Here is a 20,524-nt window from a genome sequence, read left to right on the forward strand (position 1 = left end):
GAATCGAACCACCGCGAGAGGCGTGCCCCGGGCCGGGGGCGCGTCGGGTGGGAACCGTGGGGCCCGATCGGGACTAGACTCTGGTGCACATGAGCACTTCCGACGGTGAATCCACCGGCGATCGCCCGGCGTCGACCGCGTCCGAGCCCACCCCCGAGCCCGACCACGAGGCACCCCGCGACGCGGCCCCCGCGCAGACCTTCGCCGATCTCGGCATCGACGATCGCGTCCTCGCGGCGCTCCGCGACGTGGGGTACGAGTCCCCGTCGCCCATTCAGGCGGCCACCATTCCGCCGTTGATGGCGGGCAAGGACGTCGTCGGACTCGCGCAGACGGGCACGGGCAAGACGGCGGCGTTCGCCGTTCCCATCCTCTCGCGTCTCGACGTCGCCAACCGCGTTCCGCAGGCGTTGGTCCTCGCCCCCACGCGTGAGCTCGCGCTGCAGGTGGCCGAGGCGTTCGGCAAGTACGCCGCCAAGATCCCGGGCCTGCACATCCTGCCGATCTACGGCGGCCAGGCTTACGGCGTGCAGTTGTCCGGTCTGCGGCGCGGTGCGCAGATCATCGTCGGCACCCCCGGCCGGGTCATCGACCACCTGGAGAAGGGCGCACTGGACCTCTCGCACCTCGAGTACCTGGTGCTCGACGAGGCCGACGAGATGCTCAAGATGGGCTTCCAGGAGGACGTCGAGCGCATCCTCGCCGACACTCCGGAGTACAAGCAGGTCGCGCTGTTCTCGGCCACCATGCCGGGCTCGATCCGCAAGATGAGCAAGCAGTACATGCACGACCCGGTCGAGATCACGGTGAAGACGGCGACGTCCACCGCGCCGAACATCACGCAGCGGTACGTACAGGTCGCGCACCAGCGCAAGCTCGACGCCCTCACCCGCATCTTCGAGGTCGAGGACTTCGAGGCGATGATCATCTTCGTCCGCACCAAGCAGGCCACCGAGGACCTCGCCGAGAAGCTGCGGGCCCGGGGCTACTCGGCGGCCGCCATCAACGGCGACATCGTGCAGGCGCAACGCGAGCGGACCATCGGCCAGCTCAAGAGCGGCGCCCTCGACGTCCTCGTCGCCACCGACGTCGCCGCGCGCGGACTCGACGTCGACCGCATCTCGCACGTCGTCAACTACGACATTCCGCACGACACCGAGTCCTACGTCCACCGCATCGGCCGCACCGGTCGCGCCGGCCGCACCGGCCAGGCGCTGCTCTTCGTCGCGCCGCGCGAGCGCCATCTGCTCCGGGCGATCGAGAAGGCCACGCGCCAGCCGATCACCGAGATGCAGCTGCCGAGCGTCGACGACGTCAACGCTCAGCGCGTCGCCAAGTTCGCCGATTCGATCACCACGTCGCTCCAGTCGCCGTCGCTGCACCTGTTCCGTCGCCTCATCGAGGACTACGAACGTGAGCACGACGTGCCGCTGGCCGACATCGCCGCGGCGCTGGCCACCCAGTCGCGGGACGGCGAGGCGTTCCTCATGGCGCCCGAGCCGCCCCCGGCGCCGCGGGAGAAGCGCGAACGGCCCGAGCGGACGTTCGACGACCGGAACGCGCCGCCCGTGCGCAAGTCGCGCCGGACCGATCAGGACATGGCGGTCTACCGCATCAGCGTCGGAAAGCGGCACAAGGTGGTGCCGGGCGCGATCGTCGGCGCCATCGCCAACGAGGGCGGTCTGCGCCGCAGCGACTTCGGGCACATCAGCATCCGCCCCGACCACAGCCTGGTCGAACTGCCCGCCGACCTGGCGGACGAAACGCTGGAAGCGTTGCGCCGCACCAGGATCAGTGGGCAGTTGATTCAGCTGCAGCGGGATTCGGGACCGCCCCGCGGCCGCCGCTGAGTCGAGGCGACGGCCGCCGCTGACTCAGCGCGCGGTCGGGTGGGCCTCCGTGTCCACCCCCGGGACGGCGCGGCCGCGCAGCGACGCGCCCGCCGTCTCGGCGACGAACAGCAGGGCGATCAGGCCGACGACGCACGCGCCCATCATGTAGAACGCGGGCACCAGGTCGTTGCCCGTGCGTTCGACCAACCATTCGTTGGCGGCGGGTGCGGTGCCACCGAAGAGCGACGTCGACACGTTGTAGGCGATGGCGAAGCCGGCGAACCGCACGTGGGTGGGGAACATCGCCGGGAACGTCGCGGAGATGGTCGACAGCTGCAGCACGTACAGCAGCCCCAGCACGGTGAACGCGACGATCGCCCAGGCGAAGTTCACCGCCATCAGCAGGTACATCGGAATGGCGAAGACGAACAGGCCGACCATCGAGACCAGCCAGAGGGGCTTGCGGCCGACCTTGTCGGAGAGCGACCCGGCGAACGGAATCACGGCCATCATGGCGAGCTGACCGATCACCACCAGGAACAGCGACGACGTGCTGGTCAGCCCGATGCGCTGTTCGAGATAGGTCGGCATGTAGCTGAGCAGGGTGTAGTTGCAGACGTTGAGCGCGACCACCAGACCCATCAGGGTGAGGATCGGTCGCCAGTACTGCGCGATCAGCTCGCGGAACTGCGTGCGGGTCTCGTGCGCGACCTCGTTCGACTGCTCGAGCTCGCGGAACACCGGGGTGTCCTCGAGCTTGGAGCGCATGTAGAGGCCGATCAGGGCCAGCGGGCCGGCGACGAAGAACGGGAGCCGCCAGCCCCACGTGTCCATGAACGCGTCGGTCGACGCGAGATCGACGGCCAGCACCACGAGGGCACCCAGCGAGAAGCCGCCGAGCGTGCCGAATTCGAGAAAGCTGCCGAAGAATCCGCGCTTGCGGTCGGGGGAGTACTCGGCCATGAACGTCGCCGCGCCGCCGTACTCGCCGCCGGTGGAGAAGCCCTGGATCATGCGCAGGAGCACCAGCAGCACGGGCGCCCAGAATCCGATCGAGTCGTAGCTCGGGATCACACCGATGAGGAACGTCGCGGTGCCCATGAGCACGATCGTCAGGGCCAGGACGTGCTTGCGGCCGAGTCGGTCGCCCAGCGGGCCCCACACGAGGCCGCCGAGCGGACGCACGAGGAACGAGATCGCGAAGATGCCGAGGGTGAAGAGGGTGGCGGACTCGAGGTCGTCCGGGAAGAACGCCCGGGAGATGTAGGTGGCGGTGTAGGCGTAGACGCCGTAGTCGAACCATTCGGTGGCGTTGCCCATCGCCGAGGCGCCGATCGCGCGGCGCAGGACACCGTCCGGTGGGTCGTGAGGAGTGCTCGGGTCGGCGGTGCCGCCCGGTCGGTCGGGACTTCGGTCTGGGGTCGTATCCGGGGAAGTCACCCACCGTGCCTACCCAACCGGGGTCGGAATCGTGGCATCGAGAGGGACGGCGATCGCCTTCGTTACGCCATCGTGACCCATGCGAACGACGGTCGACGCTCTCACCTGCAGCGCTGCAGAATGTCCTCGACGAGGTCCGACGTCCCGTCCCTGCCCTCCGCCGCGGCACGGGCGGTCGCCACCGCGGCGGCGGCCGTGTCGGCGGGGATCGACTCCGTCAGCTCGGCCACGTAGGGCCCGAGGTCGACCGGATCCATCGCCGCGGGCCAGTACCCGATGGACTCGCTCCGGAGGTCGACGACGGCGCGCAACGCCGCCGCGTCCTCGACGTGGCCGCGGCGGAACAGGGCGTAGGCGAGCGTCATGAGCCCGACCATCGTCGACGTCGTGTCCGCGGCCTCCTCGCACGCGTCGAGCATCCGCAGCAGCGAGGCCACCGCGCGGTCGTCGTCGTGTTCGGCGAGGGAGACCTTGGCGTCCAACCACAGCGACGACGCCTCGCACCAGCGGTACCCCGACGCGGCGGCCACGTCGACGGCGCGGCGGAGGAACTCGTGGGCGCGGACCGGGTCACCCGCCCGGAACCACGCCGTGCCGGCACTCATCGTCGCCTCGGCCGCGGACGACGGCACCCCGAAGTTCTCGGCCAGCGCGACGGCCTCGGCGGCGTGCGCCAGGGCGGGCTCGACCAGCCCGGCCCCGGCCTCGAAGTACGCCAACGCCACCAGGGCGTCGGTGCGCGGAACCGGATCCCCGACGGTGGTGGGTTCGATCTCCGCGAGGCGGCCGAAGGATTCCATGAGCCCGGCGATGTCGCCGGCGAGATAGCGGGTGATGGTCAACCCGGCCACGGCACGCGCCGTCACCGCGGCGGGCAGATCGCGGGCCTTCATCGCCGGTTCCAGATAACGGAGGCCCTCCGCGACGTGACCACGCCGGTACCAGAACCAGTACAGGCCGCCGGCGATGTGCAGGTGGGTCTCGAGGTCGTCCGCGCAGTGCTCCAGTGCGGCACGAACGTTCGGCATCTCCCGGTCCAGGCGGTCCATCCACTGCGCCGCACGCGGGCCGCGCAGTTCCACGTATGCGGCGTCGGCAAGGTCGGTCACCCACTGCACGTGCCGACGCCGAACCCGCGCGGTGACGTCGTCGTCCCGCACGGACGCGGCGTAGCTGCGCAGAGTCTCGAGCATGCGGTAGCGGCGCGGGTGCCCGCCGAGCGCCTTGATCAACGACTTCTCCACCAGCGGAGCGAGATCGAGCACCGCACCCGGCCGGTCCACGACGGCGGTGACCGCATCCAGATCGAAGCCGCCCTCGAAGATACCGAGCTCGGTGAACAGCAGCTTCTCACCGTCGGTCAGGGAGCGGTAGGACCACTCGATCGCCGCGGCCATCGTGGCGTGCCGCGGGGTGGCCCGCGAGCCGCCCCGCAGCACCGCCAGCCGATCGTCGAGATGGTCGAGCAACTGCTGCACCGACAACGTACGTGCCTGTGCCGCAGCGAGTTCGATGGCCAGCGGCATCCCGTCGAGACCGTCGCAGAGGCGGGCCGCGGCGAGTCGATCGCCCTCGGTCGCCGCCGCGCCACCGGTGGCGTCGGAGGCACGGGCGAGGAACAGCTCCACCGCCGGTCCGTCACCGGTGGTGGCCAGAGGTGGTGTCTCGTGGACGAATTCGCCGGGCGTCCCCAGGCTGACGCGGCTGGTTGCCAGCACGGTCATGCCGGGGCACGAGCGGAGGATCTCGGTCACCAGGACGGCGACGGAGTCCACGACGTGCTCGCAGTTGTCCAGCACCAGCAGCGCACGACGGTCCGCGAGGACCGCGACCAACGCGTCGACGCCCCGGCCGCTCGTCACGCCCAGAGCCGTGGCGACCGCGCCGGCCGGGTCCGCCCCGACGTCCGGTCCCGCCTCGTCGGCCGACCGCCCGGGGAGACCGGCGAGTTCCACGAACCACGGCCCGTCCGGATCGTCGCGCCGACCCGCGACCTCGAGGGCGAGTCGGGTCTTGCCCATCCCACCCGGTCCCGTCACAGTGACGGACCGGTGGTCGCGCAGTGCGTCGGTCACCGTCCGGACGTCGTCCTCCCGGCCGACGGTCGGGGTGAGCGGTACCGGAACCCGCCGGTGCCGACGTGTCGACGGCGTCGTCGCCGGCGTGGGCAGGACGGCCGCCACCCCGGCGTCGTCCTGTCGCAGCACCGCGTCCTGCAGGGCGACGAGGTCGGGACCGGGGTCGGCGCCGAGTTCGTCGGCCAACGTGCGCCGTGCCGTGCGCAGCGTCGTGGAGGCGTCGCCCTGACGCCCGGATCGGTAGAGCGCGGCCGCCAACAGTGCCCACCCGCGCTCGCGGAGCGGGTGCTCCCGGGTGTGGGCTTCGGCCATCGCGACGGCGCGGGTGTGGTCGCCGAGAACGAGCGCCGCGGCGGCGCGGTCCTCGATCGCGCCGTGGCGCAACGCGGTCAATCGGGCGATCTCCGGTGCGGCGAACTCTCGATCGAGACACTCGACGTAGGCCGGACCGCGCCACAGGGCCAGCGCGTCGTCGAGCAACCGTGCCGCCGTCTCGGGCTCCCCGCGGCCGAGCGCGGTCCGCGCCTCGGCGGCCAGGGTCGTGAAGACGGCCGCGTCCAGGCCTCCCGGCGGAAGGCGTAGTGCGTAGCCGGGGCCGTCTCGAACGACGATGCGGGCGCCGAGACCGGTCCGCGCAGTCGCCGGATCGAGCGCCTTGCGTAGCGACGAGATGTAGCCCTGCAGGGTGAGCAGAGCGGTGCGCGGAGCGTCGTCGCCCCAGACGTCCTCGATGAGGGCGTCGTCGGTCACCATACGACCGTCGGCGACGGCGAGACGAGCGAGCACCGCGCGGGGGCGGGGACCCCCGAGTGACACCGGGGCGCCGTCGACCTCCGCGGTCAGGGCACCGAGCACTCGCACCACGACGGGGGGAGGACCGGACGGAACGGGCGCCACGCCGGGAATAGTAGATCTCTCCCGGCGCGGCGCCACTCGAATCCGTGCTCCCCGGTCGGTGTCCGGGAACCGCGAGGTCAGGTCATGTCCACCGCGAAGGAATTGACCACCCGGTCGGCCGCGGCGACGTCGTCCGCCGAGTTCGCCTGCACCGCCACCAGCACCAGGTACTCGCCGCTGTCCGCCGCGGCGCCGACCAGCATGTACTTCGCCTTCTCGGGTCCGCAGTTCTCCCACACCTCGAAGGTGCCGGTGTGCAGGGCGTCGGAGTAGGGCTGGCGGCCCTTCGACGTGCAGCCGGACTCGGGCAGGGACTTCCCCGCCCAGGTCAGCAGGTCCTCCGGGGACGACGTGCGCACCGCCGTGTCCGACGCCAGGACCGACGCGCCCACCGCGCCCCAGCCTCCCTGGTAGGTGGCCAGATCGCTCGACGCCTCGACGCCGTAGTACCGGTTGCCGCGGTCGTCCTCGAACTGGGTGCCGTCCACCTGGTTCCATTCGGCCGGGACGTCGACGCTCACGACGCCGGAATCGTCGGTCACCGTGGTGAAGCCGGTGGTGTCCACGCTCGTCTGCGCTGTGGTCGACCCGGCCACGCCGCCGACGCTGCTCGAGATGGTCGTGGTCGCCTCGAGCGGCGTGCCGTTGACGCGGCCGCGCAGGTAGGTCCCCTCGTCCGGTCGGTACACCTCGACGGCCAGGGCCGAGTCGGTGCCGTGGGTCTGCAGCACGTCGCAGTACTCCTTCAGCGTGCCGTCGGTGCCCAGGGTGACGCCCTCCATCGAGGTGAGGATGTCCCCGGGGCGGATGCCGGTCTCGTCCGCCGCGGACCCGGAGGCCACCGAATTCACCCAGATGCCGGCACCCTCGCCGGAGTCGTCGACGAGCGCCTCGCCGTTGATGCCGATGCTGAGCACGTTCTCCCCGGCCCGGAGCTTCTCGACGATCTTCTGCACGTCGTCGCGGTGAATGGCCAGGTTGGTGTCGTTGGTGTCGCTCCCGGCGTAGTTGACGCCGACCAGGCGACCGTCGGTGTCGACGAGAGGTCCACCGGAATTGCCGCTGCGGATCTTCGCGTCGTGCTCGATGACGTGGTCCAGCGAGGCCCACGGGGTGTCGGCGGGGGTGTCCGCCTTGGAGACGATGCCCTTGGTCATCGTGAACGTGGGGTCCCCCAGGGGATAACCGGCCGCGTAGACCTCGTCCGCGACAGCGATGGGGCCCTCGTGGAACCCCACGTACGGCAGGTCCGTCGCGTCGAGTTTCACCACCGCCAGATCCATGCATTCCGACGAGGCGACGATGCGGGCCGACAGCGTCGTCGACTGATCCCCGCCGCGCCACACGTCGAGAGTGCCGGCGCCGGTGACGACGTGGTTGTTGGTCAGGGCGTAGCCGTCGGCGGAGAGAATGACACCCGATCCGCGGCCGGCCGACTCGTACCCGCCCTCCTCGGGCGAGACGAACGAGCCGCGTGCCTCGAGCTGGATCGTGGCGTCCTGCAGACGGTCGAAGGGCACCGCCCCGTCGGACGCGGCGGATCCGGAACCGGTGCCGACGGAGAACGAACAGGCGGACAGTGCCAGTGTGGTGACGGCGAGCGCGGCGAACGCAGCGCCGGTGCGTGGTGTGGTCATGGTGCAGACCGTGCACGGACCTGCTTGGAGAACGCTTGGAGCCGACTTCCCGGGTCAAAAGCGCCGGCGGCGAACCGGGACCGAATCGATCGTCCGCACCGTCCATCCCGTGCCGTCGGTCTCGACGACGGAGATGCCGGCGTTGGAGATGCGCGGCGGCGGATGGCCGATGATCGTCTCGAGGATCGCGCGGATGACCCCGCCGTGCGCGACGGCGATCACCGACCGGCCGCGGTGGTCCTCGGCGAGCAGGTCCAGTCGTCGGCGACCGCGTTCGGCCAGGTCGGCGCGACTCTCCCCGCCGGGATAGCGGCCGTCGGGCCAGTAGGCCCACGCCTCGTACCCGGTGAGTCCCTCGGCGTGGCCGAACCGACGTTCGACCAGGTCGTCGTGGGCCGCCGAGCGGGTCAGCCCGACGACGTGGCCGATGATGTCCGCCGTCTCCGCCGCGCGCACCAGCGGCGAACTCACCAGGACGTTCCAGGACCCGGCGGACAGGGTGATGCCCGCATCGCGGGCCTGGCGGCGGCCCTCGTCGTTCAGCGGGATGTCCGACGAGCCCTGCAAGCGGCCCTCGAGGTTCCAGTCGGTTTCGCCGTGGCGGACCAGGGCGACCGTGACGTGGTTCGAGGTCGAGTCGGGGGACGGGGTCTCGGGCATGGTCGGCCCAGCGTATCGGGGGCGGACGGGGTCACCGGACGGGCGGGCGGCGTGCCTGGTCACCGCCCCTTCGCCCCGGAGTTACCGGGGAGTACGGTGCAGAGCAGACGACATGCCGACTGTGAAAGGTCACTCATGAACCTGGCACTCACCGAGGACGAAGCCGCGTTTCGCGACGAGATGCGGAACTTCTTCCGCACCGAGATCCCGGCCGACATCCGCGAGCGGAACGCCGCCGGCGAGGAACTGTCCCGCGAGGACATGGTCACCACGCTGCAGATCCTCAACAAGCACGGAATGGCCAGCCCGCACTGGCCGGTGGAGTGGGGCGGCAAGGACTGGACCCCCATGCAGCACCACATCTGGCTCGACGAGCTGCAGCTCGCGTCGGTGCCGGAGCCGCTGGCCTTCAACATCTCCATGGTCGGGCCGGTGATCGCGACGTTCGGCAGCGAGGAGCAGAAGCAGAAGTTCCTGCCGCCGACGCAGAACCTGGACATCTGGTGGTGCCAGGGATTCTCCGAGCCGGAGGCCGGCTCGGACCTCGCCTCGCTGCGCACCGTCGCCATCAAGGACGGCGACGAGTACGTCATCAACGGGCAGAAGACGTGGACCACGCTCGGTCAGTACGCCGACTGGATCTTCGTGCTCGCGCGGACCAATCCCGATGCGCCGAAGAAGCAGGCCGGCATCTCCTTCATCCTGGTGGACCTGAAGACCCCCGGTATCACCGTGCGCCCCATCAAGCTCATCGACGGTGGCCACGAGGTCAACGAGGTGTGGTTCGAGAACGTGCGCGTCCCCGCCGAGAACCTCGTCGGCGAGGAGAACGCGGGCTGGACCTACGCGAAGTTCCTGCTCAGCAACGAGCGCACCGGCATCACCCGGCTCGGCTTCACCAAGACCAAGCTCGCCCGTGCCAAGGAACTCGCCGCGCAGACCGCCGTCGGTGACGGCACCCTGCTCGACGACCCGGTCTTCGCCGCGCGCTTCGCCGAGATCGAGAACCAGGTACTCGCACTGGAACTGACGCAGCTGCGCATCGTGTCGAGCTACGTCGAGGGCAAGGAGAACCCGGCGTCGTCCGTGCTCAAGTTGCGCGGCAGCGAGTTGCAGCAGCTCGCCACCGAGATCCTCACGGACGTCGCGGGACCGGACTCGCTGCCGTTCGAGGCGGGCGAGGACATTCCGACGCCGGTGTGGGCGCAGCGCGCCACCCCGACGTACCTGAACTTCCGCAAGACCTCCATCTACGGCGGCTCGAACGAGGTGCAGCGCACCATCATCGCCTCCGGCATCCTCGGCCTCTAGACCTCACGCAGGAGAACGTCACATGCAATTCGAACTGGACGACGAACAGAAATTGTTGCGGGACACCGTCCGTGAGGTCCTGAACCGCAGCTACGACAACGAGAAGCGCAAGGCCGCCGTGGAGAGCGAGCGCGGCTGGACCGAGTCGGTCTGGAAGCAGTTCGCCGAACTCGGTCTGCTCGGCCTCAGCTTCGCGGAGGAGGACGGCGGCATGGGCGCCGGCCCCGTGGAGACGTTCGCGGTGATGACCGAGATCGGTCGTCGCCTCGCTCCCGAGCCGCTGCTCGACGGCGTGCTGATCCCCGGCGGCCTGATCTCCGAGGTCGGCTCCGCGGAGCAGCGTCAGCGGATCCTGCCCTCGGTCGCCGAGGGGCAGACCCTGCTGGCGTTCGCCCACACCGAGCCCGGCCGCCGCTGGCCCGCGGCCGAGGTGTCCACCACGGCGACCGAGTCGGGTGGCTCGTTCACCGTGTCGGGCACCAAGAACCCCGTGCTGCACGGAAACTCGGCAAACCACCTCGTTGTCAGCGCGGCGCTGCCGTCCGGTGGCGTGGGGCTCTTCCTCGTCGACGCGGACGCCGACGGGGTCGCCCGCACGCCGTACCGCACGCACGACGGACTGCGCGGCGCCTCGATCGTGTTCACCGATGCCGCGGCCGAGCCGCTCGGTGACGGTGGGGACGCCACCGCCGCGATCGTCGCGTCGAACGTCCGCGCCCAGGCCGCGTTGGCGGCCGAGGCCCTGGGCGCGATGGAGGAGTCGCTGCGCCTGACCACCGAGTACCTCAAGCAGCGCAAGCAGTTCGGGGTCCCGCTGTCGAAGTTCCAGGCTCTGACGTTCCGCGCGGCGGACATGTACGTCCAGCTGGAACTGGCCCGCAGCATGGCGCTCTACGCCACCATGTCGCTGGCCGACGGCACGGCGGACCCCGTGGTGGCCTCCCGGGCGAAGCTGCAGATAGGGCGGTCCGCCCGGCAGATCGGTCAGGAGTCGATCCAGCTGCACGGCGGCATCGGCGTGACCGACGAATACCCTGTCGGCCACTACTTCTCGCGCCTGACCGCCATCGAGCACACCCTCGGTGGAGTCGACGACCACCTCCGGGTCATCACCGGGGTGGTCAAGGACCACGAGATGCTCGGGGTGTCCTGACCCCTGCGCCACGACGGCGGCCGGCGATCCTCACGGGGTCGCCGGCCGCTCGTGTGTTCGGGGTCGTGCCGCGTCAGTCGCGCGTGAACCGGCCGTCGACGCGGCGCACGATGCCGTCGGGATTGCCTTCGGCGATCGCACTCGGCAGAAGATCCGTCGGCACGTTCTGGTAGGCGACGGGGCGCAGGAACCGGTCCATCGCTCGGGCGCCCACGGACGTCGAGCGGCCGTCCGATGTCGCCGGATACGGGCCGCCGTGCACCATCGCGTGGCCTACCTCGACGCCCGTCGGCCACCCGTCGAACAGGATGCGGCCGGCTTTGCGTTCGAGAATCTCGAGCAATCGACCTGCTGTCGGCCGGTCGGTGGCGTCGGCATGGACGGTGGCGGTCAGCTGACCCTCCAGCGCACGGGCCACCTGCTCCCTTTCGTTCGCGTCGGCGCAGCGCACCACCAACGCCGACGCGCCGAACACCTCGTCGTGCAGTGTCGGGTCCGCGAGAAAGGCGTCGGCGTCGACGGCGAACAGTGCCGCGCGTCCCACGTTCGGTGCGTCGGTCGCCGGGCCGCGGGCGATCTCGATCGCGGCCGTCGCCAGGGCATCGACGCCGACGGCGTAGTTCCGTGCGATCGCCGGTGTCAGCATCGGCGCCGGCTCGGCCGCGGCAATCGCGTCGGCCGCGGCATCGAGGAACTCGTCGAGCCCACGCGCCTCCTCGGCCACGATCAGCCCGGGGTTGGTGCAGAACTGCCCGGCGCCCAGGGTGAGCGAGTCCACGAAGGCGCGGCCGAGTTCGGCCCCACGTGCCGCGAGCGCACCCGGCAGCAGGAAGACGGGGTTGACCGCGCTCATCTCCGCGTACACCGGGATCGGAACCGGTCGCCCGGCCGCCGCGCGCATCAGAGTGGTTCCGGCCGAACGTGATCCGGTGAAACCGACGGCCGCGATGCGGGGATCCGTGACCAGTGCCGTGCCGAGCGCGGGGCCGTCGCCGTAGAGCAGGGAGAACACGCCGGCCGGCATGTCGGTCGCGTCCGCGGCGGCGACGACGGCGCGCGCGACGTATTCCGAGGTACCCGGATGAGCGTCGTGCGCCTTGACGACGACCGGGCACCCGGCGGCCAGTGCCGACGCGGTGTCCCCACCGGCGACCGAGAACGCGAGCGGAAAATTGCTCGCCCCGAACACCGCCACGGGCCCGAGTGGAACAGCGCGTCGTCGGATGTCCGGGCGCGGAAGCGGAGTGCGGTGGGGTAGTGCGGGATCGAGATGGGCGTCGGCCCAACTCCCCTCGCGCAGCACGTCGGCGAACAGCCGGAGTTGACCGATGGTGCGGCCCAGCTCGCCGGTCAGGCGCGCGACGGGGAGGCCCGATTCCGCGGCCGCGCGCTCGACCACGGTCTCGCCGAGCGCGTCGAGGTTCTCGGCGACGGTCTCGAGGAACCGGGCACGACGACCCGACGTGGTGGCCCGGTAGGGGTCGACGGCATCCTCCGCGGCCGCGCAGGCGTCGTCCACGTCGGTCGCGCTGCCGTATCGGTAGGTGGGGGAGAGTGTGTCGCCTGTGGCGGGGTTCAGTCCGCTGACGGTGTCGGTGCCGCCGCCGAGTCGGGCCGCGCCGGCGACCGTCATCATGCCGGTCAGCGGCGCGGTCAGAGCGTCGATGTTCACGGTCACCGACGCTGCCGGGCGGTGACGCGCAGTGCAAGCGTTCCCACCAGCACCACCGCAGCCGCCAGGGCCGCCGTCCACCCGACCACCGTGTCGAGGTTCTCCCCGGCGAGGCGACCTTGCGCCACCCACGCCAGGCCCCACGACAACGACAGGGCCTGGGCGATCCGTCCGTTCGACACGCGGGCGAGGAACAGCCCGACCAACGCGGCGACGACGAGGACGACGACACCCCACAGGGAGGCACCGCCCGTCCATCCGGTCGCCGCCAGCCAGGCGCTGACGTTGGCGACCGTCGCGATGGTCACCCAGCCCAGGTAGAGGCCGAAGGTCCCGTCGGTCACCACGGTGTCGACGGCGGTCGCGGCGGAGGAGGTCCGCTCGATCGGATGCCGGATCAGGAGCGAGAACACCACGGCCAGCGAGGCCAGCAGGGCGACGATGACCACGACACTGAGGAACACCCGGCCCCACTGCACCACCAGGATCCAGGCGGCGTTGAGGAGCATGGTGGCCGCGATGGGGCGTCGCAGGATTCGCTGCCGGGTCGAACGCTGCTGGGCCGGGAGTGCCTGCCACACGGCGTAGGCGAGCAGGCCGAGGTAGATCACGGACCAGATCGAGAAGGCCGGACCGGCCGGAGCGGCCAACGTCGCCGTGGCGCTCAAGGCGCCGTCGGCGGCCTCGGCGATCGGGGTGCCGATCACGGCGCCGGAGCCGAGGACACCGCCGACGACGGCGACGAGCGCGGAGACGATTCCGAGGATCACGCCGGGTCGGTCGGGGGCGGTGCCGGCTCGTCCGGTGGGGGTGGTCTGCGTGCTCACGGCTGTCTCCGGGGGTCGTCACGGCTGTCGCGGCGAGAGTTCCCGACGGGGGCGTCGAGAAAACCGCGTTTCCTTGACCGGGTCCAACATTGGCAGGAATGGCGAAACACCGTTAACGAATGGGTACCTCAATGACGAATCAATGGTCGGGGTCACAACGGGACACGACAGGAGAGACGACGAATGAACAGAACCACCAAGGGTGCACTCGCCGCCGGCGCGGCCGGGGTCCTGCTGCTGGGCGGAGCCGGAAGCTTCGCGCTGTGGAGTGACAGCGAAGGCGTGCAGGGCGGCACGATCACCGCCGGTGACCTCGACATCGCGCCGGTGTCGCAGGGTGTCTGGACCGATGTCTCGCCCGGCTCGGTGAGCACCGCCGGACCGGTGGACCCGGCCACCTTCCGCATGGTGCCCGGGGACGTGCTCGAGTACCGAGCGTCGTACCGCGTCACCGCCGACGGCGAGAATCTGCGCGCCGTCCTCACGGCGGACCCGAACAGTGTGACACGGACGGGTGAGCTGACCGAGGCCAACACCCCGGTCACCGTCACCTCGACGTACAACGGAACTCCGTTGGCCGGCAATCAGATCACCGAGGCCGACAACGGTCGGGTCGTCGACGTGGTCGCACGGGTGACCTTCGTGACCACCACGCCGAACCAGGTCGGCACCAACGACAGCGTGAACCTGTCCGGCTTTCGCATCAACCTGCAGCAGTCGGCCCGAACCTAGAGCACCGATCTGCCTGATCCGGCTCGACGACGCGGGGCGCATCCGTCCCGAGACGAGGTGAATCACCGTGTCCCGCAGGGTGTGGACGGCGGCGGCCCTGACAGCCGCCGCCGGGTTGACCTTCGCGTCCGTGCAGACCACCGGGGCGTTGTGGCGGGACAGCGAGGCGGTGCCGGGGTCGACGATCCGGGCCGGCTCGCTGTCGTTGTCCGCCGGCGCCGGAAGCGGGAGCACGTACACGTTCGCCGCCCTGGCGAAGAACCCCGTCGTCGCCGACCAGGCCGTGCAGGCGCCGTTGACCATCACCAACACCGGGACCGCGCCGCTGCGGTTCCGCCTGACGAACGGGGGGCCCGCCGTGACGGGGACGACGTCCGCGGGGACCACGGGAGGCGTCACGGTGTCGCTGGCCGGCGCCGTGGTGACCGGCGCGGCGGCATGCACCCCCACGACCGGAATGGGATCGGCGTTTCCGACGTTCACCGCGACGGCGCCCACGCAGGCCGTGGCGGGGGTCTGGCAGCGGCTCGACCGTGGTGCCAGCCAGACGTGGTGCATCCGAACGACTCTGACCGCGGCACCCACCACGGGGTCGGTGACCTACCAGCACCGCTTCTCTTTTGCCGTGGAGCAGGTGCGATGACCGCCCGACACGCTCGGCCGGAGTCGAACTCGGACGCCGGCACGGACACCGGCGCGTGGTGGTGGATCCGCACCGTGCTCTCCTGGGTCCTGTTGCTGGCCGTGGTCGCGGTGGTGTCGGCGGCCGTCGTGGTGCCGAAACTGGCCGGGGCGCAGCCGTACACGATTCTCACGCAGTCGATGAAGCCCACCTACCCGCCCGGCACGCTGGTGGTGATCCGGCCCGCCGACACGTACGGCGTCGGTCAGGCGGTGACGTATCAGATCCGGTCCGGAGAACCCGACGTGGTCACGCACCGCATCATCTCGACCGGGCTCGATCGGGACGGCGACCGCGTCTTCGTCACGCAGGGCGATAACAATCCCCAGCCCGACGAGCCGGCCGTGCAGCCCGGCCAGATCCGCGGTGCCGTCTGGTACTCGATTCCGTATCTGGGGCACGTCAACACGTGGCTGACCGGCAGTACGCGAACCACCGTGGTGGCGGTCGTCGCCGGCGCGCTGGGCATCTACGCCCTCGCGCAGTTCGCGGGGGCGTTCCGCGGCCGACGCTCGTCCGGCGGGTCGACGTGATCTCGGTGCGGTCCTCCGTTCGGCTGCGGGCCGTCCTCGCACTCGGCACGGTGCTCGGCCTCGGATCGGTGGGCACACTGGCCGCGTGGTCGACCTCGACGACCACGACGTCCGGAGACTTCGTCACGGGCAACGTCGACATCACGGTCAACGGGACGGAGGGCTCGCCGGCACCGACGGCGATCTCTCTCACCCCGAACACGTTCGTGCCCGGCCAGTCTCGCGCGACCATCGTGACCGTCCGCAACGCCGGCACGATCGCCGTCGACTACACCACCACCGCCGCCGCCGTGACCGGCACTCTCGGTGCGAACCTCGCCGTCACCGTTCGTCCGGGAGCGACGGTCGCCGCGGACGGGACGTGCCCCGGCACCACCGTCGTGACGGGCACCGCGCGACGCACGGCGAGCGGCGCGTCCGATCCGTTGTGCGTACAGCTGACCCTGTCGTCGACCGCGCCCACCACGGCGCAGGGCCAGACCGGAACGGCGACTCTGACGTTCACGGCGACGGGGGTGGCCAGTGCCTGAACCCGACTCCGCGGACACCCCCGCGTCCCGTCCGCTGCCCCGCCCGCTCGACCGCGCGCTCTCGGTGGTCGCCGTGCTCGGCGCGCTGTGTGTGGCGTTCGCGCTGTGCACCACCGCCTTCTCGTTGACGCCGTTGGTGTTTCGTTCCGGATCCATGGAGCCGGCAATTCCCACCGGATCCCTGGCCGTCGCGCGCGAGGTCCCCGCGTCGGACGTGGCCGAGGGGGACGTCGTCAGCGTCCTGCGGAGCGACGGTTCGCGCATCACCCACCGGGTCGCGCGGGTCGAGTCCGTCTTCGGCGACACCGCGACCTTGATCCTGCAGGGCGACGCGAACGACGCACCGGACGCCGACCCGTACGTCGTGGCGGACATCGACCGCGTCGTCGGCCACGTTCCCGTACTCGGTTACGCCGCATCGTGGTTGGCGACGCCCGTCGCGTGGGTGATCGGTGCGCTGCTCGCCGCGGGACTGGTCGTGTTGATCGTGCGACCGGACGCGCCCCGGCCGAGTGGGTCGGGTGGTCGTCACCGCATCGTGGCGACGGCGGGTGCTGCGATGGTGGCCGTGATCGTGGTGCCGTCGGTCGGCCGTACCGACGGCACGGTCGCCGCCATGACCGATACCGCGCAGGTGTCGGCGGAGATCGCGGCGGTAACGTTGCCTCGGCCGGCGAGTTTCACGTGCACCGACTCCTCGAACGGTTCCAATCGAGTCGCGCAGCTGAGCTGGTCCGCACCCGGCAATCCCTACGGATACCGGCTCATCTACCAACCGACGTCGGGCACCCCTCGAGTCCAACAGGTCCCGGCCGGCACGACCACCGCGACCCCACCGGCCGAAGTACTGGCCCTCCTGCAAACGTTCACCGTCTCGCTTGTGACGCAGTCGGGCACCTTCGTGTCGGCCCCGGCCCTGACACGGCAGATCTCGGTCACGGCGTTGGGCGGATTGATCAACACCTCACGATGCGTGACGGCGGGCACGGCCACCGCAGGGCCCACTGCGGCCGCCCGACTGGCCGCCCCGACGTCGACGTCCGACCCCTCCGCCGCCACGTCGCCGACGACACCGCCGGCCACGACCCCGCCCGCCTCGACCAGCGCCGCCCCGACCACCACGACCCAGCCCACCACCACGACCCAGCCCACCACCACGACCCAGCCCACCACGACGACTCCACCCCCGCCGCCGGCGAGCGCCTTCGTCGCCGAGGGTGGTTCGTCGTCCAGCGGGGGCAGCACGGCCTCGGTCTCCGGCGGCACGCTGACCGTCACCGACGCGACGGGGGCGACTCTGCTCACGCGGCCCGTCACCACCAGCGCCCGCTACGGCACCGGCGTCGTGTGGTCGTCGACGGGCGATCTGTACGTGCTCGCCGACTCCGGCGTCACCCGCATCGTGGTGGGGAACGGCACGGCGAGTGCGAGCGCGGCGTCCACCGATTCGCTACCGGCCGACATTCGCGCGCTGCTGTAGCGGCGTGTGAGGCGGTGGCTCCTCGGGCACCCCGGACGGAGAACATGCGCGACCGCGCATGCGGGACGGAGGCAGCAGTGGACCACAGAGGTGTTCTGATCGACGGATTCGAGCGAGTGAAGGAGACGGTGCACGCCACGCTCGACGGACTGAGCGACGACGCCCTCACCGCGCGGCTCGACCCGGAGGCCAACACCATCGCCTGGCTGATCTGGCATCTGGCGCGCGTGCAGGACGACCACGTCGCCGGGGTCGCGGGATCCGAGCAGGTCTACACCTCCGCCGGCTTCGCCGCCCGGTTCGACCTGCCGTTCGACGACGGCGACATCGGCTACGGACAGTCGAGCGACGACGTCGCCGCAGTCACCCCGCCTGCTGATCTGTTGCTCGAGTACGTCGACGCGGTCCACGACCGCACGGTCGAGTATCTGGGCGGTGTGTCCGCCGAGGACCTCGACCGCGTCGTCGACGAGAACTGGGACCCGCCCGTGACCCTCGCGGTGCGCCTGGTCAGCGTTCTGTCCGACGATCTGCAGCACGTCGGACAGGCGGCCTACGTGCGTGGAGTGCTCGACCGCCGGTGATCCGGCCGGTGTCGGTGGGCCGTGCAAGGGTGTGGCCCTCGCGGCCCGGGTGGGCCGTCCGTCCCACCACGAAAGGACCCCTCATGACTTCCTGGCCCGCGACCTGGCCGCCCGCCGCCCACGACCTCGCCGATGCCGTGCTGCGCCTGACCGAGGCGACGGCCCGCGACGCCGAGGACGTCGAGCCCGCGATCGCGGCGTTGGTGGTGCTGCCCGTGCGGGTCGAGGACGTGGTCGCCGGGATGCTGCGGCTCCTGCTCGAGGCGGCGTTCGCGGACGGGGTGGATTCCGACGACGTCTCGGCACTGGTCCGGCAGGTGGTGCACCGCAGTCCGTCGCTCGACCCGACGGACGTCGTTGCCGTGGTGCTCGGGACGCTCGGCGTGCACCCGGAGCCGGAACGCCGGGAGAGTGACAACCAGGATCCCGACGACGTCCCCGTCGCCCTCACGGTCGAGCGGATGGCGCCGGAGGTCGCGCTGCGCGTCGGATCCGCGGTGGCGGTCGTGCTGGCCGAGCGGGTGGGCACTCCGCTCGCACCGGTGATCTCTGCCGTACTGAGCGACGTCGCGGCCGCCGAGTCCGTCGAGTGGGCCTGACCGGATCACTCGGGGTCGCTCGGCGCCGCGCCGACCTCGCCTCAGGCCGGCGAGACGTCGATGAGTACCTTGCCGGTGGCGCCGTTCTCGACGGCGGCGTGGGCGTCGGCGGTGCGGTCCAGCGGGTAACGGTGGAGCGGTAGACCGTGCTCCTCGCCGACCGGAAGTGCGCCCGCCCCAACGGCGTTCGCGACGTCGTGCTTCGCCGCCTCGAGCGCCGCGGTGCCGACGGTGTAGAGCAGCACGAACTGGTAGCGCAGGTTGCCGACCATGCTGGGGCGGATGTCGAGGGTGACCGCGTCGCCGCCGTTGTTGGCGTAGATCGCGATCGATGCCCGCGGTGCGGCGACGGCGACGTTCAGGTCGGCGTTCTGGGCGGGTGCGACCTCGACGATCAGGTCGACCCCGTCGGGGGCGATCTCGCGGATACGGCCGGCAGCGTCGTCGGTGCGGTAGTTCACCACGTGGTGGGCGCCGGCGGCGGTGGCCAGCGCACCCTTCTCGGGTCCGCTGACGGTGGTGATCACGGTGGCGCCGGACCAGCGGGCCAGCTGGATCGCGGCGTGGCCGACGGCTCCGGCGCCACCGGCGACCAAGACGGTCCTTCCGGACAGGGCGCCGGGGTGCAGCCGATCGGGGCCGTCCTCGGCGACGGTCAGCGCGCGGTGGGCGGTGACGGCCGGAACGCCGAGCGAGGCGCCGAGGTCGAAGGAGGCGTCGTCGGGAAGCCGGACCACTCGGTCGGAGGGGACCACGGTGTACTCGGCGGCGGTTCCGGTGGGGCGTTCGTGCTGGGCGAGGAGGAGCCAGACGCGGTCGCCGACGCCGAGGCCGGCCACCTCGGGGCCCACGGCGTCGACGACGCCGGCGCCGTCCTGACCGGGAACCACCTCGTCGAACGCGGGTTTCTGCCCGGGGCCGGCGCCGGTGCGGGACTTCCAGTCCGTCGGGTTGACCCCGGCGACGACGAGGCGCACGCGCACCTCGCCGGCACCGGGGTCGGTAACCGGGCGGTCGACGGTGGTCAGGACGGACGGGTCACCGGTCTCGGTGTAGACAATTGCCTTCATGTCCGGTCCCAACCACCGCACCCCGGGCCTGTGTTCCTGGCGACCCGATCAGCGGGTCGGTCGGACCGTCTCGTGGCGGGCGAGGAGAAGGCCCAGCACGGCGTACCCGGAGATCAGCTGGGCGGAGGCGACCCACAGGCCGGCGTCGCGCACGATCAGGACCACCGGAATGGAGGTGACGAACCAGGACTGCGCCCACAGGGTCGTCCACCGGATGCTGCCGGTCCAGCGGTTCGCGATCGCCACGCGGACGCCGATGCCGACCATCGTCGCCATGGACAGCGGCCAGCACAGATCGAATGCCATCCACACGGGTGTGCCGTGCAGCAGCCAGAACGTGTCGAGCACGGTCGAGACCACCGCGCCGGCGAGGAACACGCCTTGCAGGCGGTAGACGCCGCGGGCGAGGGGCCCGTCGCCCATGGCCGCGGTGCGGTACTGCAGCAGCAGGAGCCGGGCGATGCCGGCCTGGAAGAGCAGGGCGGTGGCGCCGCCGAGCAGCGACTGCCATCCGAACCCCTCGTGGTCGCCGGCGATCGCCATACCGACGGCCCAGGCGACGGTGCCGACGGCCAGCAGGGCGCCGGTGGTGCGAACGGTCGTCGCGGGTGCGGTGTCCGGACGCGTCGCGACGAGACGGGTGGAGCCGGCGGTGCGGGACGGAGCGGTCATGATCGTGTCCTTCGAGTCGGGTGAGCGTCGGGTGAGCATCGGGTGGAACCGGTCGGGGAGATCCGGTGCTGGACGTACCGTGCCGCGGCGCCCCGGGAAACCACTGGGAACCGGCTGGCAGCGAATCCACGAGTT

The 20,524-nt window shown here is 71.0% G+C and carries 18 protein-coding genes; 10 read left to right on the forward strand and 8 right to left on the reverse strand.

Features of this window, described 5'->3' with window-relative positions; translation table 11 throughout:
• Positions 1 to 89 precede the first annotated feature (89 nt).
• Positions 90 to 1,850 carry a DEAD/DEAH box helicase gene (locus A3Q40_RS02505; protein WP_068099652.1) on the forward strand — a complete coding sequence of 587 codons (1,761 nt, stop codon included), beginning with the start codon at positions 90 to 92 and terminating at the stop codon, positions 1,848 to 1,850.
• 24 nt (positions 1,851 to 1,874) lie between these two features.
• Here the strand turns inward: A3Q40_RS02505 and A3Q40_RS02510 are convergent, their stop codons facing one another.
• The 4 genes from A3Q40_RS02510 to A3Q40_RS02525 all read right to left on the reverse strand — a co-directional run bounded on the left by A3Q40_RS02510 (position 1,875) and on the right by A3Q40_RS02525 (position 8,544).
• The gene (locus A3Q40_RS02510; RefSeq protein WP_082833716.1) at positions 1,875 to 3,152 is read right to left on the reverse strand and encodes an MFS transporter; all 1,278 of its coding nucleotides are present in this window, start codon (positions 3,150 to 3,152) and stop codon (positions 1,875 to 1,877) included.
• A gap of 221 nt (positions 3,153 to 3,373) precedes the next feature.
• Positions 3,374 to 6,247 carry a BTAD domain-containing putative transcriptional regulator gene (locus tag A3Q40_RS02515; RefSeq protein ID WP_162269837.1) on the reverse strand — a complete coding sequence of 958 codons (2,874 nt, stop codon included), beginning with the start codon at positions 6,245 to 6,247 and terminating at the stop codon, positions 3,374 to 3,376.
• Positions 6,248 to 6,324: 77 nt separating this feature from the next.
• A complete protein-coding gene (locus A3Q40_RS02520; RefSeq protein WP_068099654.1) occupies positions 6,325 to 7,884 on the reverse strand; it encodes a S1C family serine protease in 1,560 nt (519 codons plus the stop codon).
• 54 nt (positions 7,885 to 7,938) lie between these two features.
• Positions 7,939 to 8,544 carry a histidine phosphatase family protein gene (locus tag A3Q40_RS02525; RefSeq protein ID WP_068099655.1) on the reverse strand — a complete coding sequence of 202 codons (606 nt, stop codon included), beginning with the start codon at positions 8,542 to 8,544 and terminating at the stop codon, positions 7,939 to 7,941.
• A 135-nt stretch (positions 8,545 to 8,679) separates the two neighbouring features.
• On the opposite strand from A3Q40_RS02525, the gene A3Q40_RS02530 reads away from it, so the two are divergent.
• Both A3Q40_RS02530 and A3Q40_RS02535 read left to right on the forward strand, forming a co-directional pair.
• The gene (locus tag A3Q40_RS02530; RefSeq protein WP_068099656.1) at positions 8,680 to 9,855 is read left to right on the forward strand and encodes an acyl-CoA dehydrogenase family protein; all 1,176 of its coding nucleotides are present in this window, start codon (positions 8,680 to 8,682) and stop codon (positions 9,853 to 9,855) included.
• Positions 9,856 to 9,877: 22 nt separating this feature from the next.
• On the forward strand, positions 9,878 to 11,008 hold the full coding sequence (locus tag A3Q40_RS02535) for an acyl-CoA dehydrogenase family protein (RefSeq protein WP_068099657.1): 1,131 nt from the start codon (positions 9,878 to 9,880) through the stop codon (positions 11,006 to 11,008).
• Between the two features lie 73 nt (positions 11,009 to 11,081).
• On the opposite strand, the gene A3Q40_RS02540 is transcribed toward A3Q40_RS02535, so the two are convergent.
• Both A3Q40_RS02540 and A3Q40_RS02545 read right to left on the reverse strand, forming a co-directional pair.
• Positions 11,082 to 12,644 carry an aldehyde dehydrogenase (NADP(+)) gene (locus tag A3Q40_RS02540; protein WP_082834052.1) on the reverse strand — a complete coding sequence of 521 codons (1,563 nt, stop codon included), beginning with the start codon at positions 12,642 to 12,644 and terminating at the stop codon, positions 11,082 to 11,084.
• 38 nt (positions 12,645 to 12,682) lie between these two features.
• Positions 12,683 to 13,507 (reverse strand): TspO/MBR family protein, encoded by an 825-nt coding sequence (locus tag A3Q40_RS02545; protein WP_235606403.1) that lies wholly within the window; start codon positions 13,505 to 13,507, stop codon positions 12,683 to 12,685.
• Between the two features lie 183 nt (positions 13,508 to 13,690).
• Between A3Q40_RS02545 and A3Q40_RS02550 the strand changes: the two genes are divergently transcribed.
• From A3Q40_RS02550 to A3Q40_RS02580, 7 genes are all read left to right on the forward strand, one after another.
• The gene (locus A3Q40_RS02550) at positions 13,691 to 14,239 is read left to right on the forward strand and encodes an alternate-type signal peptide domain-containing protein (RefSeq protein WP_068099659.1); all 549 of its coding nucleotides are present in this window, start codon (positions 13,691 to 13,693) and stop codon (positions 14,237 to 14,239) included.
• A 67-nt stretch (positions 14,240 to 14,306) separates the two neighbouring features.
• Complete coding sequence (locus A3Q40_RS02555; RefSeq protein ID WP_157889474.1) at positions 14,307 to 14,882, forward strand: hypothetical protein; 576 nt, start codon at positions 14,307 to 14,309, stop codon at positions 14,880 to 14,882.
• The gene (locus A3Q40_RS02560) at positions 14,879 to 15,454 is read left to right on the forward strand and encodes a signal peptidase I (protein ID WP_068099661.1); all 576 of its coding nucleotides are present in this window, start codon (positions 14,879 to 14,881) and stop codon (positions 15,452 to 15,454) included. The genes A3Q40_RS02555 and A3Q40_RS02560 overlap by 4 nt, the downstream gene beginning before the upstream one ends.
• 5 nt (positions 15,455 to 15,459) lie before the next feature.
• Entirely contained in the window at positions 15,460 to 15,984 is a 525-nt protein-coding gene (locus A3Q40_RS02565; RefSeq protein ID WP_157889475.1) for a SipW-dependent-type signal peptide-containing protein, read from the forward strand.
• Positions 15,977 to 17,464 carry a signal peptidase I gene (locus A3Q40_RS02570; protein WP_068099663.1) on the forward strand — a complete coding sequence of 496 codons (1,488 nt, stop codon included), beginning with the start codon at positions 15,977 to 15,979 and terminating at the stop codon, positions 17,462 to 17,464. The genes A3Q40_RS02565 and A3Q40_RS02570 overlap by 8 nt, the downstream gene beginning before the upstream one ends.
• A 77-nt stretch (positions 17,465 to 17,541) precedes the next feature.
• The gene (locus tag A3Q40_RS02575; protein ID WP_201132920.1) at positions 17,542 to 18,048 is read left to right on the forward strand and encodes a mycothiol transferase; all 507 of its coding nucleotides are present in this window, start codon (positions 17,542 to 17,544) and stop codon (positions 18,046 to 18,048) included.
• An 83-nt stretch (positions 18,049 to 18,131) separates the two neighbouring features.
• Positions 18,132 to 18,647, forward strand: coding sequence for a hypothetical protein (locus A3Q40_RS02580; protein WP_068099665.1), 516 nt, complete (start codon positions 18,132 to 18,134; stop codon positions 18,645 to 18,647).
• A 41-nt stretch (positions 18,648 to 18,688) separates the two neighbouring features.
• Here A3Q40_RS02580 and A3Q40_RS02585 read toward each other — a convergent pair whose 3' ends face one another.
• On the reverse strand, positions 18,689 to 19,717 hold the full coding sequence (locus A3Q40_RS02585) for an NADPH:quinone reductase (RefSeq protein WP_068104966.1): 1,029 nt from the start codon (positions 19,715 to 19,717) through the stop codon (positions 18,689 to 18,691).
• Between the two features lie 48 nt (positions 19,718 to 19,765).
• A complete protein-coding gene (locus A3Q40_RS02590; RefSeq protein WP_069973003.1) occupies positions 19,766 to 20,389 on the reverse strand; it encodes a hypothetical protein in 624 nt (207 codons plus the stop codon).
• Positions 20,390 to 20,524 lie beyond the last annotated feature (135 nt).

Source organism: Rhodococcus sp. PBTS 1 (assembly GCF_001620025.1).
GTDB classification, from domain to species: domain Bacteria; phylum Actinomycetota; class Actinomycetes; order Mycobacteriales; family Mycobacteriaceae; genus Rhodococcoides; species Rhodococcoides kroppenstedtii.

Coding starts and splice junctions, on each gene's coding strand:
- A3Q40_RS02505 (WP_068099652.1), top strand. CDS start 90: ATGAGCACTTCCGACGGTGAATCCACCGGCGATCGCCCGGCGTCGACC.
- A3Q40_RS02510 (WP_082833716.1), bottom strand. CDS start 3,152: ATGGGCAACGCCACCGAATGGTTCGACTACGGCGTCTACGCCTACACC.
- A3Q40_RS02520 (WP_068099654.1), bottom strand. CDS start 7,884: ATGACCACACCACGCACCGGCGCTGCGTTCGCCGCGCTCGCCGTCACC.
- A3Q40_RS02525 (WP_068099655.1), bottom strand. CDS start 8,544: ATGCCCGAGACCCCGTCCCCCGACTCGACCTCGAACCACGTCACGGTC.
- A3Q40_RS02530 (WP_068099656.1), top strand. CDS start 8,680: ATGAACCTGGCACTCACCGAGGACGAAGCCGCGTTTCGCGACGAGATG.
- A3Q40_RS02535 (WP_068099657.1), top strand. CDS start 9,878: ATGCAATTCGAACTGGACGACGAACAGAAATTGTTGCGGGACACCGTC.
- A3Q40_RS02540 (WP_082834052.1), bottom strand. CDS start 12,644: ATGATGACGGTCGCCGGCGCGGCCCGACTCGGCGGCGGCACCGACACC.
- A3Q40_RS02550 (WP_068099659.1), top strand. CDS start 13,691: ATGAACAGAACCACCAAGGGTGCACTCGCCGCCGGCGCGGCCGGGGTC.
- A3Q40_RS02560 (WP_068099661.1), top strand. CDS start 14,879: ATGACCGCCCGACACGCTCGGCCGGAGTCGAACTCGGACGCCGGCACG.
- A3Q40_RS02580 (WP_068099665.1), top strand. CDS start 18,132: ATGACTTCCTGGCCCGCGACCTGGCCGCCCGCCGCCCACGACCTCGCC.
- A3Q40_RS02585 (WP_068104966.1), bottom strand. CDS start 19,717: ATGAAGGCAATTGTCTACACCGAGACCGGTGACCCGTCCGTCCTGACC.
- A3Q40_RS02590 (WP_069973003.1), bottom strand. CDS start 20,389: ATGACCGCTCCGTCCCGCACCGCCGGCTCCACCCGTCTCGTCGCGACG.